At 44.6% G+C, this 19,076-nt stretch carries 18 protein-coding genes; 13 read left to right on the plus strand and 5 right to left on the minus strand.

Annotation, left to right across the window (positions count from 1 at the left end; genetic code table 11):
• Positions 1 to 78: 78 nt before the first annotated feature.
• From SDEN_RS02915 to SDEN_RS02930, 4 genes are read left to right on the plus strand one after another with little or no spacing between them, the layout of a single operon-like run.
• Positions 79 to 939, plus strand: a complete 861-nt coding sequence (locus tag SDEN_RS02915; RefSeq protein ID WP_011495011.1) for a MipA/OmpV family protein — start codon at positions 79 to 81, stop codon at positions 937 to 939.
• Positions 940 to 944: 5 nt separating this feature from the next.
• Positions 945 to 1,373 carry a DUF3019 domain-containing protein gene (locus SDEN_RS02920; protein WP_011495012.1) on the plus strand — a complete coding sequence of 143 codons (429 nt, stop codon included), beginning with the start codon at positions 945 to 947 and terminating at the stop codon, positions 1,371 to 1,373.
• Between the two features lie 2 nt (positions 1,374 to 1,375).
• Entirely contained in the window at positions 1,376 to 2,080 is a 705-nt protein-coding gene (locus SDEN_RS02925) for a response regulator transcription factor (RefSeq protein WP_011495013.1), read from the plus strand.
• Positions 2,077 to 3,372 (plus strand): ATP-binding protein, encoded by a 1,296-nt coding sequence (locus tag SDEN_RS02930; protein ID WP_011495014.1) that lies wholly within the window; start codon positions 2,077 to 2,079, stop codon positions 3,370 to 3,372. Before SDEN_RS02925 ends, SDEN_RS02930 begins: the two co-directional genes overlap by 4 nt.
• Before the next feature lie 42 nt (positions 3,373 to 3,414).
• On the opposite strand, the gene SDEN_RS02935 is transcribed toward SDEN_RS02930, so the two are convergent.
• From SDEN_RS02935 to ompV, 3 genes are all read right to left on the minus strand, one after another.
• Positions 3,415 to 4,413, minus strand: a complete 999-nt coding sequence (locus SDEN_RS02935) for a hypothetical protein (protein WP_011495015.1) — start codon at positions 4,411 to 4,413, stop codon at positions 3,415 to 3,417.
• A gap of 105 nt (positions 4,414 to 4,518) precedes the next feature.
• On the minus strand, positions 4,519 to 5,001 hold the full coding sequence (locus tag SDEN_RS02940) for a CC0125/CC1285 family lipoprotein (RefSeq protein WP_011495016.1): 483 nt from the start codon (positions 4,999 to 5,001) through the stop codon (positions 4,519 to 4,521).
• Positions 5,002 to 5,020: 19 nt separating this feature from the next.
• A complete protein-coding gene (gene ompV, locus SDEN_RS02945) occupies positions 5,021 to 5,794 on the minus strand; it encodes an outer membrane protein OmpV (RefSeq protein ID WP_011495017.1) in 774 nt (257 codons plus the stop codon).
• A 319-nt stretch (positions 5,795 to 6,113) separates the two neighbouring features.
• On the opposite strand from ompV, the gene SDEN_RS02950 reads away from it, so the two are divergent.
• A complete protein-coding gene (locus SDEN_RS02950) occupies positions 6,114 to 6,635 on the plus strand; it encodes a DUF1993 domain-containing protein (RefSeq protein WP_011495018.1) in 522 nt (173 codons plus the stop codon).
• Between the two features lie 235 nt (positions 6,636 to 6,870).
• On the opposite strand, the gene SDEN_RS02955 is transcribed toward SDEN_RS02950, so the two are convergent.
• Positions 6,871 to 8,907, minus strand: coding sequence for a winged helix-turn-helix domain-containing protein (locus SDEN_RS02955; protein ID WP_011495019.1), 2,037 nt, complete (start codon positions 8,905 to 8,907; stop codon positions 6,871 to 6,873).
• A gap of 323 nt (positions 8,908 to 9,230) precedes the next feature.
• Here SDEN_RS02955 and SDEN_RS02960 point away from each other — a divergent pair, with 323 nt between their 5' ends.
• The 3 genes from SDEN_RS02960 to SDEN_RS02970 all read left to right on the plus strand — a co-directional run bounded on the left by SDEN_RS02960 (position 9,231) and on the right by SDEN_RS02970 (position 12,268).
• Positions 9,231 to 10,082 (plus strand): hypothetical protein, encoded by an 852-nt coding sequence (locus tag SDEN_RS02960; RefSeq protein WP_011495020.1) that lies wholly within the window; start codon positions 9,231 to 9,233, stop codon positions 10,080 to 10,082.
• 565 nt (positions 10,083 to 10,647) lie between these two features.
• Complete coding sequence (locus tag SDEN_RS02965; RefSeq protein ID WP_011495021.1) at positions 10,648 to 11,253, plus strand: hypothetical protein; 606 nt, start codon at positions 10,648 to 10,650, stop codon at positions 11,251 to 11,253.
• A 94-nt stretch (positions 11,254 to 11,347) separates the two neighbouring features.
• Positions 11,348 to 12,268 carry a surface lipoprotein assembly modifier gene (locus SDEN_RS02970; RefSeq protein WP_011495022.1) on the plus strand — a complete coding sequence of 307 codons (921 nt, stop codon included), beginning with the start codon at positions 11,348 to 11,350 and terminating at the stop codon, positions 12,266 to 12,268.
• On the opposite strand, the gene SDEN_RS02975 is transcribed toward SDEN_RS02970, so the two are convergent.
• Positions 12,265 to 13,662, minus strand: coding sequence for a S8 family serine peptidase (locus tag SDEN_RS02975; RefSeq protein WP_011495023.1), 1,398 nt, complete (start codon positions 13,660 to 13,662; stop codon positions 12,265 to 12,267). The genes SDEN_RS02970 and SDEN_RS02975 overlap by 4 nt on opposite strands.
• Before the next feature lie 126 nt (positions 13,663 to 13,788).
• Here SDEN_RS02975 and SDEN_RS02980 point away from each other — a divergent pair, with 126 nt between their 5' ends.
• From SDEN_RS02980 to SDEN_RS03000, 5 genes are all read left to right on the plus strand, one after another.
• Positions 13,789 to 14,277, plus strand: a complete 489-nt coding sequence (locus SDEN_RS02980; RefSeq protein WP_011495024.1) for an RNA polymerase sigma factor — start codon at positions 13,789 to 13,791, stop codon at positions 14,275 to 14,277.
• Positions 14,274 to 15,023, plus strand: coding sequence for an anti-sigma factor family protein (locus SDEN_RS02985; protein ID WP_011495025.1), 750 nt, complete (start codon positions 14,274 to 14,276; stop codon positions 15,021 to 15,023). The genes SDEN_RS02980 and SDEN_RS02985 overlap by 4 nt, the downstream gene beginning before the upstream one ends.
• Positions 15,024 to 15,161: 138 nt before the next feature.
• The gene (locus SDEN_RS02990) at positions 15,162 to 15,560 is read left to right on the plus strand and encodes a CC0125/CC1285 family lipoprotein (RefSeq protein ID WP_011495026.1); all 399 of its coding nucleotides are present in this window, start codon (positions 15,162 to 15,164) and stop codon (positions 15,558 to 15,560) included.
• Positions 15,561 to 15,665: 105 nt separating this feature from the next.
• Positions 15,666 to 16,142 carry a hypothetical protein gene (locus tag SDEN_RS02995; RefSeq protein ID WP_011495027.1) on the plus strand — a complete coding sequence of 159 codons (477 nt, stop codon included), beginning with the start codon at positions 15,666 to 15,668 and terminating at the stop codon, positions 16,140 to 16,142.
• A 399-nt stretch (positions 16,143 to 16,541) separates the two neighbouring features.
• Positions 16,542 to 18,875: a bifunctional diguanylate cyclase/phosphodiesterase gene (locus SDEN_RS03000; RefSeq protein ID WP_011495028.1), complete on the plus strand. Its 2,334-nt coding sequence runs from the start codon at positions 16,542 to 16,544 to the stop codon at positions 18,873 to 18,875.
• The last annotated feature ends 201 nt before the right edge of the window (positions 18,876 to 19,076 follow it).

A 19,076-nucleotide genomic window follows, 5' to 3' on the forward strand; every position in this document is an offset into this window, starting at 1 on the left:
TCAATCACGGTAAGTTTATTCTTCTAGCTGAAATGCTACTCACTCTTTGCGCTATAAAACTAATATCATGATAAGAATATGAATAAAATAAATGTGATTTTACTTAGAAGCTGGTTATTGGGCTTGTTGTTAGCACCTAATTTACTTATGGCATCAGACATAGCCACTAGCGTGACTCAGGGCGGTGAGCAGCGCCTTGCTGATGGTGGCTATTTTGAACTTGGAGCCAGTGTTTACGGCACCAATCAATTGGATATTCGCCAAACTGAGCATGAATCAATACAACCCTCTTTGCTTATCAGCGGCATGTATCAATACAAGGGCCTGTTTGCGGAAATGGTCCACCAATCTCAAGATGGGATTAATTTCGGCATCAATCTGTGGAGTTCAAATAATTGGTCTTTAGATCTTCTGGCCGTAAATTATCAAGGCTCCGCAGGTCGGAGTGAAAATACTGAATTAAGTCAGTTAGATGAAGATGGGCGTAATGCCTATCTAATGGAAACAGATTCTATCTTTATTGGCGCAGGCTTTAGGGTCACGCGCTACTGGGACGATCATTATGTGTTCCAGTATCGCATAGTGAGTGACTATTTTGATGATCAAGGCATCTCAACTACAGCGCGGTTGGGCAAATCATGGCAGGTTCGCAATTGGAATTTTCACGCCTTAGCCAGTATCGAGTACGCATCGACTAAGCTGAGCCGCAACTTGTTTGGTGTAGAAAGCATGGAAGCCACTGAGTTATTCCCTGAGTACCGGCCAAGCAGCGCCGTGACTTATGGTATGGAGCTTGGGGTGGCTTACCCGCTGAGTGAGAAATTAGTGTTTCGCACCGTGTATCGCTTAAATGTGCTTTCCAAAGAAATCACCGCAAGTCCCTTCAATCAAGCCGATTATGGGTCGTTTTTTAACGCCTCGTTCAGCTATGTGTTTTAGGGGGGATGATGAATAAGTCTAATTTCCCCTTAGCTTTTCTATGGCGACGAACCTTGTTTCACACTGCGATATTAGCCTCTGTTTTTACCGCTACTTCCGTTTGGAGTCAGGATAAAAGCATCGCCTTCACCGCAACCCCTGAGCGCTGCGTTGCCCTGTATAAGGGGCAAATATGTTATCAAGAGGTACTATTTCGCTGGCAGACACCGAGCCAAGGTGAGTATTGCTTAATAATGAGTAAAAGTGGTCGGCGGATAACCTGTTGGAATGGTGCCAGCCAACAAGAATATCACTATAGTTTTGAAGGAGATAAAACCACCTCGTTCAGTTTGGTCGCCGATGATAACGCAGAGCCCTTGGCACAAGTTAAAGTGGTGGTGACCTGGGTTTATAAGGCGCCAAAACAGAGTCAATCAGGCTGGAGATTGTTCTAACCATGACAGTTGAAAAACACATATTAGTGGTGGAAGACGATACCTCACTGGCTGAGTGGATCAGTGATTATTTATTGGATCATGGCTATGGGGTGACAGTTGCGAGTCAAGGTGATTACGCCTTGGAAATGATTGCCGATGAGCTACCTGACTTGGTGCTACTTGATGTCATGATCCCAGTAAAAAATGGTTTCGATGTCTGCAAAGAGGCGAGGGAATTCTATTCTGGACCTATCTTATTTATGACGGCCTGCGTTGAAGATGGCGACGAAATTCAGGGGCTGGAAATGGGCGCCGATGATTACCTCACTAAACCCATTCGGCCGCAAGTCTTGCTGGCTCGGATTAAAGCGCTATTGCGCCGTGCCAGTGATGAAGAGCCTAAACAGCAGTTGGTATTTGGCGCGCTAGTGCTTAATGCTACCGCGAAAACCGTCACGGTTCATCAGCAAGCTGTAGGGCTTAATGACAATGAATTCGATGTGTTATGGCTGCTGGCACTGCAGGCTGGCACAGTGGTGAGTCGCATCGATTTAGTGTCACAGCTTAGGGGTATAGAATATGATGGCCTAGATCGCTCTGTGGATATTCGCGTGTCGCGGCTGCGTAAAAAACTTCAAGAAGCTCAAGACCAGCCCTATAAAGTTAAAACCATTCGTGGTAAAGGTTACTTGTTTTGCCGCGATGACGCAGCGCCCAAATCATGAAAAAACTTATCGTCTCTCTAGTGCTTGTGGTGTTGGTGACGATTGCCAGCCTAGGCTGGTCTATCAGTGAGTTTGCCAGTTTCTATGATAAAGACGATGAGCAAACTAATCCGGCCAATCAACTTGCCGCGCTGACCTTAATGGGCACAGGGTTAGCAAAAACCTTAGATAATCACCCGCTTCAAAGCCAAACTTTTTTGGCTAGCTGGAATCAACACAATATTGAGCAGCTGTCTTTAATGGGCAGTGCTGAATTTATCTTACCGCTGCCGCTAAAAGCGAAATTTAATGCCGATAAGTTTTTGATGTTAGAGTCTGACGAGGGCATATCGCTGCACTATTTATTGCCTAGTACTGACCAAGTGCTCAATATCAATACCCTTTTAGTGACAGAAGCCGATAGTGGTTTGAACCTCAATAGGCTGTATACCATGCTGTTTTACCTTGGTGTGGTGTTAATTTTACTGCTGTGGGTGTCACCCTTGATTCGCCGTTTGATCAATTTAAGTCAAGTCACCCAAGCCTTTGGTATGGGAGACTTGCAGCAGCGGATAGCTGTGAGTAAAACCTCCTATATTGGCGCGATTGAAGCCGAGTTTAATCGTATGGCAGACCGCATTCAGCAGCTACTCGATGATAATAAATTACTGAGCCGCGCCGTGTCTCATGATTTAAAAACCCCTATTGCAAGGTTAAGATTTGGCATTGAAGCCTTGGAAGAAACCCAAAACCCCGAGCTTAAAACCAAGTATTTTCAGCGGGTGAATCGTGACTTAGACACCATGGAAGACTTGGTGATGACCTTGCTAAGCTACGCCCGCTTAGGCCAAGGTGATATCCCCTTAGAAAGAACAGACATAGCGCTAAATGCTTGGTTGCAAAATAAATTATTAGAGAGTGATGACGCTGAACATCAGCTTGAGTTTTTGCCTTTACCTCATGAAGTCACGGTGAATGTCGACCCTAAATATTTGTCTATGCAGATAAATAACTTACTCAGCAATGCGCTGCGTTTTAGCCGCTCAAAAGTGCAAGTAAGCCTAATGGTCCAAGATGAAGTGCTGTGGATCCACGTGGATGATGACGGCCAGGGCATCGACGAACTAGAAGCACTGCAAGTGGTCAAGCCTTTCGTGCGCGGTAAGCACAGCCGCGGTAATATGGGACATGGTATGGGGCTTGCTATCGTGGAGCGCATTGGTTTATGGATGGGATCAAAGCTTCATATTAGCCGAGCGCCGGAATTAGGTGGCGCTCGGCTATCGCTGAGTTTCGAGTCGCACTCCATTTGAGACAGTGCATTGAAATGAGCGAGCGCAATTGAGCAGAGGTTACTATTCAGTAATTAGGCTATATTTTACCATCTCGGCTTTTTTCATCTTATGAATACTGGCTGCAGGCGCTGCATTAATGGTAAAGAAATAAAACTCTGGACCTTTTTCAGCGCCCAGCATTTCTCGAAAGTAAGTTAACTGCGCGCCATGGGCGGGGTCGGTTTTACTTAATTGACCTGCATCTTTTCCGGCAAGACAGCACCAAGAATGAACCCCTAACTCACCGCCATCTTGAAAAATTCTCTGGTTACCCGCAGCAAATAAGTCAACCCCACCAGAGTAAGCGAAGCTGCCTGTTGGCATCAAGGTGGTTAACTTAGCGGCGCGAATTAAGCGGCCTGTGTGCATATTAATGTCATCATTGATTGAGCCGCTAACTTTGCCGAATTTAAGAGTATCGAAAGATTTAGTTTTGATTAACTCATCCATTTGAATATAAGTCGCTGTGCCTAAGGTGCCATTTAATGTGGCAACATTACCCTCAAGGGTTAATGTAGAATCGCCTGCTTCTAACAGTGATTCATTGATGACGGCTCTAATGGAATAAAGCTTTTTGGTATTAACATCTTCAATTGAACCTTGGTAAACCATATTGTCTTCTCGTTCACTCAGCTCTATATTACTCCCCTTAAGTATTGCTGTAGGCTTGAAGTCTTCAAGATCACTGATGTCGCCCTCTAGCAGCATTATGCTGTTGATGGGTTGCTCTTTTTCAAAGTCAAATCCAAGGTAAATCAGTCCATTACCATATTTCGCTATGATGACTTTTTCAGCGTCATCGGTATCGAAGAATGAAAGCGAGTATTTTACCCCGTCAATTTGAAGATCTAGCTGCTCATATTGCAACTTAAAGTTTTCAATATAATTCGGGACTTTATCAGGTTGAATGCCATGGACTTCATTGACCTGTTGCTTAACGATTGCTTTTTTATTATCTGAGTTGCCACAAGCTTGTAAAACAACGAGCGTGGCAAGCAAAGAGACGATGGCTATTTTCATAGAAACCTTATAAATACATTAAAATATTGGTGTTAAGCGGGCTCGCGCCTGCCAGTAGTTATGCTCTGGCAAGGTGCGAACTAAAAGTGAGTAAAATGCTAGGGGTTAGTCTTCTACAGCGACATTATTCATGATGAACTTGGCGTCATACACCCGAGAACCTTGGTGTTCCTCTTTGGTTTTAAGGCCGGTGACCTCAACCAATACTGAGGTTTCCTGAGTGGTACTTGAGCTGCCCCATAAGGTGTCATGGCCGCCTTCAAAGCCGACGCCGAACTGACCTACAGCGTCGCGATCCATCTGCTCATTGGTAAAGGCAAAGTAAGGGAAGCCTGCTTGCTGGCTAAGTTCTGCCGATTTTCGCAATACGTATTTACGCGCTAAACTTCTGTCGGTATTGGTATTGCCCACAAAGCTGATTTGCCAGCTATTAGGCGCAATTTGCACAGTTTCAAAGCCTTTACCAAAAGACCAGAACTCCTTTTGAGTGTCATAAGAGGTGGCACAAGCCGTTAGAGCCAATGCTACGCCAAGGCATAAGCATGATCTAATGTTTGATTTAAGCGCTGATTTAATTACTGATTTCATGATGCTATCTCGCTATTGATCAAAAACTATAGTTAACACCAAAGGTGGTTAACCATTGGTTTTTAGCGTCAATAATCGGCGAGTCGGCCATGTTAGACCCAAGGTGGGTGTAAGCAGTAGCTTGTGTAAGGCTTAGGTTTTCAGTAATGGGGATGTCTAAGACATAGCCCACTTTGAAGGCTAAGGCACCGTTACTTTGGTAAGCAGGGCGCTTTGACGTGGCTTCAAAGGAGGCAACCCCGGTGTAATAATTGACGAATTCGTTACTAAAGTAATGAGCGCCAGCATAAGGCACTAAGCTTGCAAAGCCTAAATCCATTGGGTGGTAATAGGTGATGTCGGCCTGGTAGCCATCATAAGCTCCTGTGATATCGTGTTGGAATTTAGCTGAAAGCGTGCCTTGGCCTAAGTGGAAATCGGCGTTTAAGCCTAAATCACCACTGAAATCACGCTCTTTCATGCCTTTTAATATATCTTCGCTGTCGGTGTCAAAACCTGGGTTTGCGACCATATAGGCACTGAAATTAATGGCACTGTCATTGTTACCAAAAAAGCGATAATTGATGCCGCCTAAATCGGCGTTAAAGTCTTCGCCGTGGTAACCACCATTGAAATACACTCCTGTTTGATCGTCTTGGTCTTTAAAAAACTTGCTGCCGGTGGCAACGCCTGCGCCAACGAAATACTGACCTTGATTGCTGTAGATATTACCGTTGCGGATATAACTGTTGTCATCAGCCATAGCGTGAGTTGACATTAAGATTGCTGAAATCGCGATGCAAAGAGTTTTCATTGTTTGGATCCTTATTACGTCTGTGGAGTCGTTAGTGGAGTCACTATATTCCAGTTGTAATTCGGACTCTGTATCCAATTGTAACCTCGGGCAGGATCCGCCTATGGGAATTAACGCGGTTAACTTATTTTTTCAGCAACTGATGATTAATGTTGGTTAAAAGTGGGGAGATTATCGGGGATATATGGCTTAATTAGGTTACACTCCTAGTGTTTTTTCAAAGTATTAATCACCAGTTAACTTCATCTAGTGAGGTTATTCATCCTTAAATTTCAGCCGCCAGTGCTGCAGATTTACCGCCATAACAGAGGACTCTGCCATGCTTTACGATCTGACCGTTGTACAATTTAGCAAGATGCTAAAAAATTTGAATGCTATTTTTGATAAGGCCGAGGCATTTGCTGAGCTCAAAAAAGTGGATATGGACGTGTTATTGAATTCACGCTTAGCGGCGGACCAATTCAATCTTATCCGTCAGGTGCAAATCGCCTGCGATACGGCCAAAGTCGGCGTTGCCCGTTTAACTGGCCAGTTAGAGACAGCACCAAAGCACGATGACAGCGAAACCACCTTGGCTGAACTTCGTCAACGTATTGCCTCAGTACTTACATACCTTGAAGGTTTTAGCGAAGCCGATTTTGCCAATGCGGCTACTATCCAAATATCACAGCCACGCTGGCAAGGTAAGTACCTCACGGGCTATGAATTTGCCATAGAACATGCCATTCCTAACCTCTATTTCCACATCACCACCGCCTACGGCATATTGCGTCATAACGGTGTAGAAGTGGGTAAGAAAGACTACCTAGGCGCCATGCCTTATAAAGCGCCAATTCTTTAACTCAATACTAATTAGTGTTAACCGTTCTAACTAAGAATGTTAGGAAATAGTCTTTGTCACTAGAGCCTGAGGTCACTCAGGCTCTAAGCTAAAAAATTTAATGGTATTCGAATTATGCCCCGAGGGTATTTTGGGAAGAGATTGATCTTTTCTTTTTAAGACAGGTCAAAACATCGATAGGCCTGACATAAACCCCAATATCTAGACTTGTTCATCAACATGGTTTCTAGTGCCATCAATCGCGAATATCCGCCTGCCATATATTACTGACCGAATGCTGTTGTAATTCACATATCAGCTTGCTTATCTTATGGTTTACTCTACAGGCTCTGATTGGCTTATTGTTCAAGTCGAATAATAGGAGGGTTTTCTTACTGTTAAGGTCATATTGCATAAGATGATGATCTTGCCGATATATCAAGGTATCTTCAATTATCTGCCAATTGGTCCACTCGGTAACGGGCAGGTCTGGGATCAACGATTGCTCGTTATCCGTGGTGATATCTTTATAGAAAAGCCCTGGGGTGCTGAATTTAGTGTAATACAGCGTATTTTTGTACACTTGACCGCTATAGGCTTCGGTATTGGTCATTAAGGTGAGGGCATTGGTTGCAAGATCCAATGACCAAAGATTCCAATCACCATTTTTTTCTGCGCTGAAAAGCACATTTTCCCCATCGATAACACTGACATGATGAATTGTCTTAAAATCAAGTGGTAACCTACGCCATTTTAGGTTTTTTAAGTTCAATAGATAAAGCTGACTATTAACCGAGGCCACTAGCTGGCTATCATCATCAAACCAATCAAAATTGGCAACATGCCTAGCCGTTTCTGGGAATTGACTATCGAGTATTTCTCCATCCGGTTGACGCAGTTTTATCGCGGTTGACTGGGGTGTGATGGCATAGAAAATAATCGTGTCCGAGTGGTGAGCTATGGAGGCGTTACCATTGACCCCCATAAGCTTGGTTAAATTAGTTGATTCTGTGGTATCTAATGGAATTTGTACCAGATTCGATTGAAAATAGTATTTTTCAAATACAATTTCATTGTCGCCTTTGTAGGAAAACCTGCCAAATTCAGCCGTATGCTCAACCGAGGTTATTTGGGCGTTTACCAAGTCTAGGCTGTGCATCCCCTCAGAGTTAACCATCAGCAAGGATGTTGGAGAACGATACAACACGGAATGGATATCCTTTGGGACACTGTGTCGCTGAATTATCTGTTGTGATTGTAAATCAAATACTTGTAATTCATCCTCGGCGGTGCTTTGGTACTCGATCATGGCTAACTGTTGCTTATTAGGCGATAAGGTAAAAACCGTGTGACCTAGGCCATTACCGGTTGATACGGGCCTTGAAAGCTGATGAATGCGAAAGCTTGCCAGTGAAATGGCGTAAATAGCATAGGGGTGACTGACGTTCTTGCGAAATCGATAGTAAAGCATATTGCTGACTTTATCGAATAGGAGATCGTTGATAATTGATTTTCCGCAGTCAGTTATTTTTTGCGTCTCATGGGTGATTTTATTAATAGTGACAATTTCACAATCCCGTTGCTTCAGATCTGTCAGTCTACTGGCGATCACCCGAGTATCATCGAATGACACCACATCCGTGTAGTAATAATTATCCTGGGAAAGCTCAAGGGTTTTATGCTGCGAATTGAGGGCTTTTATTTGCGCGCTTGATCGTGAATGTTCCTTAAATAGATACAGTAGCTCATTGTTAGCGGTATCGAAGTGAGGATTAAAGCTGATGTTACTGCTTGTGGTGATAGGGCTGATGTTGTCGATGGAAACCGATGTTGATAGTTGTGGGGTATCGAGTTGCGGTACTGTAAATAGCACTAATATGATGCTTATGAGCACAAAGAAAACAAAAATAACGGCTTTTGGTGAAATGTTTCTTTTATTGTTGCTTAGCTGTTTTTTTGCCTCCCATTGAAATTGTGCTTGGGGTATGTGTTGGACTACGGCATCCAGTCTATAGCCTACCTTGCTGACAGTTCTGATGTATTTGGGGTGAGAAGTATCATCTTCTATGTGTTTTCTGAGTTGACCTATGGCCCTGTTGATTGCCGCTTCAGAAACAAACCTATTTTCCCAAACCGTGTTAATTAACTCATCCCTAGAAATGGCTCTGTTAGGGTTTTGACAAAGATAAACCAGCAGTGAAAATAGCTTAGGTTCGATTTCAAGGGCTTGTCTATTCCTAGTGATCGTGACTAACGCGGTGTTTATTTCAATATTATCGAAAACGAAAATCATATTATCCTATTGATTTATATTGTCATTACTATTTAATTATAAAAAAATCATGCTTTAGTTAAGACAATTAGTCAGTAAGGAGAGACAGTGACTTAGACTACATGAATAAATAGGAAAAAAAAATAGTTATGGTCAGAAGGTTAGGTCTACCCATTGGGTGTTTGGTTGTTGCCAGCCTAAACACCTGTGATGAATTTTTTAAAGAGGTTGAGCATTACCAGTACGGATGTTGTCACAACTCAATAGAGTAATTACCTCACCAATCAAGCTCTCAATTATGCGTAATGTTAATCATGAAGACAATTATCAAACAGAGGTACTCTATGGGATTTGTAAAGCCTTTTTCTAAAATTAACGGCTCAATAATAATGGTTATTCTGGGCTTATTGGCTTCTGCCTGTGGCCAATCAGGATCCGAGACAGGGGGGCTTGTGGATGCTAATGAGCCAGTCTCTCCCCAGCCAAATTTAGGTGAACAACAAGGTGTGCTGGAGCAGAATTTACCCGTGCCTAATAATCAACAAACGGATTATTTTCGGGTCATTCTATATGGTAATAGCCATGTTTCAGGGCTACCTAGCCTAATTCAGCTATTAATCAATACTGGAGTCCCTCAAGTGAGGGTTGAAGTAAAAAACGTTGGCGGAGGATTTTTAGATGAGAGCTATTATAATGATGCGTATCAGGCGCGATTAACTGCAACCCCTTGGACACATGCTATTTTTCAGGGACAAAAATACTCTCAATCTGGAACATCAATCTATCCTACGACAGCCGCGCAAAAATGGTTGGATAAGGCAAAATCTTTAGGAATAACCCCGATATTATTTCCTGAACATCCTCAAGATGGCAAATTAGAGGAAGGTGAGTATGTTTATCAGCTACACCAAGGTATAACAAGTATGCAGTCAAGCTGCCTTGCACCTATTCCCTTAGTGTGGGAGCGGGTGATACAGCTATTACCCGACGTTCACCTTCATGCGCCAGATGGGAACCATGCGTCATCGTTAGGTAATTTTTTAACAGCCTTAGTGTTTTATGAAGTCATAACAGGGCGCTCGGCTGATCTTTTGCCTTATCTCTCAAATATTGCAATAAGTGAACAAATTCAGTCGATTTTTGGGCAAGTGGTGTCAGAGGTGCTCGCGGATAAGCCTGCCTGTCCAACATTCTAATCGAATTTATCTAGTGTTGAGAACAGTGTCGGAGCACGACTGAGCGAGCACAGCGGTTTATGCTATTGGGTCTTTTTTGTTTGTGCTTGCTTGGTTTTGTAAAATAAATAACAAAGATAACAATGATATTGGAGAATGAGGTTCATTTATCTTTCTCAAACCTTTGCTTTTGTTTACCTTTTACTGACGTTTATTTACATAAGCCAAGCTTATAATTCCCTTATCAGTTTATCAATTCTACAAGGCGATTTTGGGGCCATGTGGTGATTTTTGATAGCCTCTTCGGGTTAGCGCTAAGCTAGCCGACCCAAGTCAAAGGGAAATAGAATGTTCACTTCAAAAAAATTAGTCGCCGCTTATTGGCTGTGATAAACACGTCCCAGCCTTACCTAACCACAAGATTGAGGGATAAGGAGATAAATATTTTAGATAAATAAACTATTGTTTATCATTATGTTAAGTGTTTTTTCTGATTGTTATTTAAATTTTTTATAAAATAAATGGAATAGAAGTCTAGTTTGCCTCGTTAACCCAGTGTCAATGACGACATTATGAGGAAACTAAAATGAAAACACTTTTTACTCCAACACTTATCGCCCTTACCTGCTTTTCTACTCTGGCCATAGGCGCTGAAATGTCGCTCAACGCCTCAACTTCCACTAGCGGTTCACCGCAGCTAAAAACTGAGCAACCCCTGGCGCAATCGTCAAGTGCTAATGGAAGTGCCAATGCCAACAATCAAACTAAGGCGAGCGGTGCGGCTAACACTGAAGCAAGTGCTGCTAACGCCGAAGCAAACGGCGAGGCGAGCGGCAAAACGGTTGCGATTGCCGATAGCGATGAGTCACTGACCCTTGATGGCATTAATCAAGGTGAGATGGCGGCGGGTCTGTTTGGCCAAGCGTCAGGCGATGAAGATATCAAAGAAGTGATCATACTGCCTGAGCAAGCCTTGTCCGCTGTCAATTCGGTCACGGCAAGCAGCACCCAAGGGGTATCCCAGGCGGCTTTGGTATCGGCGAATGCCATTTCGCAGCAGGTACAGGCGAGTACTACTGGTCTAGTGCAACAAAATACCCGTGAACAGGTGGCGCAAACAGTGAGTCAATCTGTCAATGCCGAGGTATCCAATACCATTAAAAACACCCTGCGATTATCAGGCGGTTTATAAGCCTAACGCCCAACAGGCCGGCATCCGTGCCGGCCACACCCCCAAAGATTAACTCGATAGCAACTCGACAATAACTCAATATTTAGGAGCCTTTATGATGGCTATATACTCTCGTATTACCTGTGTCTTGCTACTCAGCTGTGCTCAACCGAGCGCCATGGCTCAAACTGAAACTCAAAATGATGCTGTAACTGTCACTGGCAAAGCGCAAGCAGGCATGGAATATCAATCAAACGTTAATATCAGTGAACTGGAACAGGCGAGTGGTGCATCAGACTCGGCCACAGTGTTAGAGGCTGAAATCAATTTGGGTTGGCAGGCGAGCGAAGCGCTGCGATTCGATACGGGTTATAGCATCAATGACAAGCGTTATCAGGACGCCAGTGACTATGATACTCGCCTGCAATTGGCCTTTATCGATAGTAACTATAGGTTTGATAACATGAACCTAGGTGCCAATTTTTATCATGCAAAGGCTGATTTAGCCCAGCGCGATTTCATGAGTTTAAATCAGTACAGCCTCTACAGCATGCATAATCTCAGTGACACTTGGTACCTGCGCCCGAGTGTGAAGCGCAGTGAGAAAACCTTTGCTCAACTTGAGTCTCGCGATGCCAGCAATAACGGTGCTAATCTGGATTCTTATTGGTTTTTCGATCAAGGTCAGCGCTTCGTTTCTGTGGGGCTGAACTATGAAGATGAAGCCGCACAAGATAATGCGTTCAGCTATGGCGCCAAAGGGGTGAGCGTTCGAGCCTCGAGTAAATTTGATTTATGGCAGTTATCACAGCAACTCCAACTGGGGATGAAACTCAGCCTTAGGGATTATGCGCAAGGCATCGATGGCGCGAGTCGTGATGATCTGCATCAGCAGTTCGATGCTAAATGGACGCTGAACATCAACTCCCATTTTGCTGTGGTGACTAGCCTAGAATATGGTGATTATCAGTCGGTATTAGACAGTGCCAATTATAATGAGACACGGGCGGGATTGATGTTACAGGTGAGTTTTTAAGGCCGCACCAATACCCCATGACCAAACAGTGGGTCCTTTCCTGGGACCCCTAAATCTACCACTTGTTGCTGTAATTGCTGCACTATTTGACTTAAATCTAGCTCAGGTTTTGCAGCAAGCAGGCAGGCAATTTTTGCCGTTACTACAGGTGTGGCCATGGAAGTGCCGCTCTCCATTCCGATACTGCCATCTGCGCGCGTGGTGAGTACCTTCACCCCAAGCGCCGCAAAATCGATATAGTCCCCCTGATTGGCCCAGCGATATAATTCAAGCCGTTTGTCTACCGCAGTGACCGCGATCACTTGTGGGTAAGCGGCGGGAAATAATGGCGCGGCTGCTGGCCCCCCATTACCTGCGGCGGCGATTAACACTGTGCCTTGCTCGGCTAAACCTGTCACTACCTGTTGTAATACCGGATTATCTGGGCCAGTGAGGCTCATGTTGACAACCCGTACCCCTTCGCTGACCAACCAATTTAATGCCTGTAAGATGCTCTCTAGGCTGGCACCTTGTTGGTAGGCGTTTTGAGCATAAAACGCCCCTGCATTGAGTAAGGTTAATGACGACAACAAGGGGTTGAGTTGCTTATCTCTGCCGGCTAACACCCCGGCTACCGCTGTACCATGGGCATAGGAAATAGCAATGCCTTCGGCTAAAAAACTTCGTTGCAGCAAGGCGAACTGCGCCGTTTGAGTGAGCGCGCTGTGATGGGGGCTAATAGCCGTATCCACCATGCCTAAGGTGATGGGTTGGTTACAGATGGGCGCTGCCGGCACCGTGGTGGCAAGGGCTTTATCGGTCGGTGCTGGATTTGCCGTTTCTTGATGGGCTAACGGCTCAGCCGTTTGGGTTTGGTAAATGTAATTGCGACTGAGATAAGGCGCCAACAGCTCGGGTAAATTGAGGCGTAATGCCGCCATGTTATCGAGTTGACTCGGCACGCGGATTTTTATTAACTGCAATTGTAATTGAGTCAGGGTTATTTGCGAACTGAGGTATGATTCAAGCTCGGGCGCCTGGGTTAATAACTGTTGCCATTGTGAGGTCGATAGCAGCAATAACCATTCACGCTCTACCGCTCTAAGCCCTTGTTCGACAGCGACGTCATTAAAGACAGTTTGGCCTAAGGCATTCACCACTGGGACTATGTTGGGCAGTTGGGTCAAGGGATTTAATAATGTGGCTTTGCTTGCCAAGGATTGTTGTAATTGCTGTTCGAGTAAACCTTGTTGTTTCAATGCATTTAGCCGCTCAGTCTGACGCTCTGTGGTTTTGTCTAGGGTGCCTATAACCTGAGAGGGCAGTGGCGGCAGGGGCAATAACTGGGCGTTTGCCGTTAAGGGCAAGAGGCCAAGGCCAAGTAAGGCCATTGAAGATAGTGTAAAAGTGCTCATGGATTTATCTACCTGTGACAATAGTGTGTAAGATAAAAACGTCTGAAAACAAAAAAAATTCCCTCCACCTTGGAATAACTTTGCCCGCTGAACCGTCATCAGGGTAAAGAGGAGTATACCCTAAATATGAAAACTGAATTAACCTTGCTACTGCCCGCGTTGAGGCGCTTTGCCTACTCGCTCACTGGCACTATGCCAGATGCGGATGATCTGGTGCAAAATACTGTGGTACGGCTCTTAAAATCCCCGCCGCCAGAGGGCGTGCCCTTGGCTAAGTGGGCCTTTAAAATTTGCCGTAATCAATGGATAGATGATTATCGCTCGCAAAAAGTGCGCACCTTGGCAACGGATAAGCCAGAATTGCAAGACGAAAACTTCACCGACGGTGAAGCCGAGATGATTAACGATATTACTCTAGGGGAAGTCAATACCGCCATGAACTCATTATCGGATGAGCAGCGTGAAGTGCTCTCCCTGATCGCGGTGCAAGGCATGAGTTACAGTGAGGCTGCCGATATATTAGCCATCCCGACGGGCACCATAATGAGCCGTTTAGCACGCGCCAGGGCCAATATGGTGAGTTTTTTCAATCAAAAAAGTGGGAGCATGGCATGAAAATTACTGACGAAACCTTATCCGCCTTTATCGATGCTCAGCTGCCAGAAGCGCAGATGGAGCAGGTTAGGGAGGCCATTGCCTTAGATGAAACCCTCGCCGAGCGCCTCGCCGATTTGGCCATGGTCGACCCTATGGTGAAGGCTTATTATCAGGATATCGACCAGCACCCAGTGCCTGAAGCCACCTTAAGATTGCTGGAGGAGGATGTGGCGCCCACGGCTAAGATCATCGCCTTTCCAAGTTGGCGAAAACTGCAACAACAGGTACAACAACATGCAGCGGCATGGGTGTTTATTGCCTTGTTAGCAGGCTATGGGGTGTCGCAATTTGACATCATCAGTGGCACTGCCCCAGAGCCATCCTCAACCTTTGCCAGCCAAACCTCGTCGTTTGATCTTAACTTAGGTGAGCAATTAGAAAGTCAAATGAGCGGCCAAAGGATCGCCCTTACCGACAATCAAGCTTTATCGATAAGGTTAAGTTTTTACAATCAAGAGGGTGACTTGTGCCGTCAGTATGGTTTAGAAAGCGACAGCCAAATGAGCGAAAATATTAGCTGCAGGCAACAAGGTGAGTGGCAGCAGGTGGCCAGTGTCAGTTTGCCCAAGGATAAGACTGGAGATGCCCAATATCAGACCGCAAGTGGCGGCTCGGCGCTCGACTCAGTGTTAGATAGTATGATGAAAGGATCTGGGCTTACCTTAGTGCAGGAACAACAGGCACTGGCAAGTTTACAAGATTGATCCGCGAGGCTGATAGTCGTCAATTGCAATGGAATTGGGCCAAACCTTAAGCTATCAGCCGCTTTCTAACTCAAGTTGTTAACTCAAGTTTGCCACTAAAGCTTGTAAATCAGGCTTGTAACTTAAGTATAGGTTCATATGATACTAAAAACCCTGACGTTAATCTTTGCAGGCTTGTTCTTAATTGGGTGCAGTCAGCATGCTCTTTTTCAGCCCAATACAGTGGAAGAGGCGGGCTACCGTTTTACTGAGTACAAGATAACCCAAGGCTATTATCGGATAAGTGTTAGCTCAGCCAAGCATAACAATCTCGAACATCAAACCTTCGACCATAAAGCCCTCGAACAGCAGGCCCTAAACAGGGCTAGGGAACTGACGGAGCAACAAGGCTATGATTGGTTTGTGGTCATTAGCCCCACTCAGCAGCAAGAAGTAAAGCGTCAAACCCCAAGCCAAGTTAACAAAGCGGGGACCTCGGCAAGCAAGCAGGACTCGCATATTATCGAGATCCACATGGGAATTGGGGTTAAGCCTTAGGGCGAGTCAATTACCCCCAGTCTAATAATTTGAATAAGGGGAATTTTTGAGTGTTTTTAACTGGCCTCAATTGCTAGTATTAATGCTTAAAATATGAGGTGATCTATGGAAAGAAAATCTTCAATACTACTCGCTTTTGCGCTGTCATTTTCGGCTTCTGCCGAAGTCTATCAATGTGCTGATGGAAAGTATCAGGCGGATCCTTGCGATGAAAATAGTCAACCCGTTGATTTAAGTGGCGTAGGCAGTGTTATTCAACGGAGTGAAACTACTGTTCAATCAAGCGCGGTTTCAACTGCGACCTCAGACAAGAAAAAAGAAATCACCACTTACATTGAAAAGCGCCGCATTAGCCGCGAAATCGCCCAGCTTGAAAGCGACCGTCGGCGGGTCATAGCACAACGTGACCAGCGTTTGCGTAACCTGCGTGAGAGTAGCCAGTACGCCAATAATAATTTAGCTGGAGCGACCTGGCAGCAAAGCCTAGCTCAAGAACAACTTGCCGCGACTCAAGAGGCTGACACTCTAGTGGAGTCTATCGATAGGCAGATTGAGCAACTCAAAAAAGACCTTGAACCTTGATGTTTTCAGATCAGTGTATTGCGGAACTTACTCAAAACCACTCAGAATGCGAGCTGAGTTTTCTGGTATTCTAGCTAATGGTTAACTATGCCATGCATAGTCAAATTTCAGCAGTAGCCTTTTAAGTCAACAACTAACACCAATGTTGGAAAGGTGAAGCATGGCAATTTGCGAGACGGGCATCCATCCTATGGCCGCTTTTAGGTGTCGGATGGGTTGTTCAACTGCTAGATATTATAAATAATATGTTGTTTAATTTACCGCTTTTAAAATATCCCTCACTAATCTAGACTTCCTTGTAGTTGTTTTCTATATTCCACCCTAGTTTCAAGCAGTTTCATTGTTAGTAGACTAACAATAATCTCACTAGAGCTGGCCTATCATAGTGCAAGGGCGTGTATGCAAAAAGAGCTTCCGTTAAAAACGGCCCCAGTACAGCGTGACAGCCTGGGACGATGGATACTCAATTGTATGGCTGCAGTACTATTGACTGTCAGCGCCTTTTTCTTATGGGGGGCACATAGCCTAGTTGATTCTCGCTTCGATAATTTTGATGCAAGTGTCTATGAGCAACAGCTTTTGCGAGTCAGTGGCATCTTTGAGCAAAATCGCCTTTCCTTTGAGCTTCAGGTCAATGATTATGCCAGATGGGACCATACCGAAGCGTTCGTGTTAAATCAGCAGCCAGCTTATATAGAAGAAAATCTGTTTCCTACTTCTTTAGCGAATATTCAAGTCGATGGTTTTATCTTTACCCGTCTCGATGGCAGCCTAGTTACACCGCCGCTGTTACGAGTTGGTGCCGAGCTCACCCCTATGCCTGACCCTATGTGGGAAGCCATTAGCCAGCAGCTGCCCTCCCTGATTAAGAATGACAAAAGCACGGCCCACACTCGATTCGTCTGGTTTGAAGATGAGGTCATTATGGTCTCTGGTACTCATATCACTGACACAGCTCAGGCTAATGCCCCCAGTGGCTACCTCTTCTTTATCCGTCATCTTGATGAGGCTAGATTGGGTGCTCTGCGTGAACTCACTGGCGTTAATTTTAGATTGGCACAAACAACCAGCATGGATACCGTTGAAACTCAATTTACTTATAAGCGCCATAAGAGTCATCCCCATTGGCTTACAAGCATGAATTTAACGGGGTTACCTGCACTTATTCAAGTTCAAGGAAGCACACATTTACAAGCCGAACGCCAGTTAACCTTTACTTTGTTAGCCTTTAGTGTGGCAGGGCTTAGCATAGTGGCTTTGTTTGGGATTTATTGGCTTATTCATCTTAAGGTAATAAGAAGGCTAGAGTTATTTTCAAAGCTTGCGGATAAAAATCGGCAAACACGTGCTCAGTCGATCCGCTGGCCCGTCTCGGGCAGTGATGAACTCGATAATTTAGCTTCATCCATGAATGATTTTATTACCGAAGTTGAAGTGAGGCACAAGGAGCTAAACTACTTAGCCAACCATGATCCACTGACGGGTATAGGTAACCGCCGCTTGCTCATGGCGAGTCTTGACGACAAGATGGAACTATTGAAAAGCAACCCAAAATTTACCTGTAACTTACTGTTACTGGATATAGATCAATTTAAGCTATTCAATGACGGCTTGGGTCACGCAGCAGGCGATGAGATACTCTGTTTAATCGCTAAACGTCTAAGTACGAAGGTAAAAGATTCAGATACGTTAGTGCGTTTGGGTGGCGATGCCTTCGCTATTTTACAAGAAAATGTGTCCCTAGCCTCTACCCAAGACTTTGCTACGGATTTACTGCAACATCTTGCCGTTCCATTCGTATATCAAGAGCATCAGCTTAATCTGCGCGCCTCGATTGGTTTTGCACAAGTTAAGTTAAAGCTTTCCAAGGAGGATGTGATACGCAATGCCGATTTGGCCATGTATGAAGCGAAGCGCAGAGGTAAAAATCAGGTTGCCATTTTTACCGTTAATTTACTCGATACTGTGTCTAGGCGGATGCATTTAGAGCAGGCGCTCCGAGAAGCATTAAATCAGCAGAGTCTTGAAGTGTGGTTTCAACCTATTATAGATGCACGCTATGGCAAAATCGTTGGTATGGAGGCGCTCTCGCGCTGGTCATTGGAGGGGGAATATATCCCCGCGGACGAATTTATTAGTATTGCCGAAGCCTCAGGGATGGTTGCTCAACTTGGTAAGCAAGTGTTAGATAAGGTGGGGGCAGTATTACAAGAACTACGCCTGCAATACCCAGCCCTTGAGTGTAATGTTAACCTGTCTGTACAGCAATTTCGTGATCCTCAATTGATAAGCGATATAGTCGCTTGTAGAGTAAAATATCAGCTACCTGCATCAGCACTGCATCTTGAGTTAACCGAGAGCATGATTGCACAATCTGAGAGCGAAATTTTACCCATAATGAGAGCCTTAGTTAACCAAGGTTTTAAATTCCATTTAGATGATTTTGGTACCGGCTACTCTTCTTTAGAGCGCTTAAAACACTTGCCATTTGATACGCTAAAAATTGATCGCAGCTTCATCACCCCTCTTAGCCTAGGGGATGATGTCATGGTAAGAAATATCATCAACATAGGTCATGAATTGGGCATGAACCTCATTGCTGAAGGTGTCGAAAATGAACGAGAGCTTGAACATTTATTACAGCTTGGTTGCAATCAAATCCAAGGCTACTATTTTGCGCGGCCTATGCCTTACCATGCCTTAAAAATATGGCTTAAAGAACACCAAGATTAGGCGTCAATGAAACTCGGTGACCTGCTCGCGCTGATATTTAATAGCCTAGGGACCTTTCATAAACTTCAGCGGTGGCTTTTAACTGTAATGCACAGAATTTAACGGTGCCTGGCACAGTTAATTTTCTGTTGATTTTTAGCTTAAGATGTCCAAACTTCGTTTGGAATAAGATCGCAGGGTTCCACTCTGCACTGGCCAAGA

The organism is Shewanella denitrificans OS217 (assembly GCF_000013765.1).
Lineage (GTDB): Bacteria > Pseudomonadota > Gammaproteobacteria > Enterobacterales > Shewanellaceae > Shewanella > Shewanella denitrificans.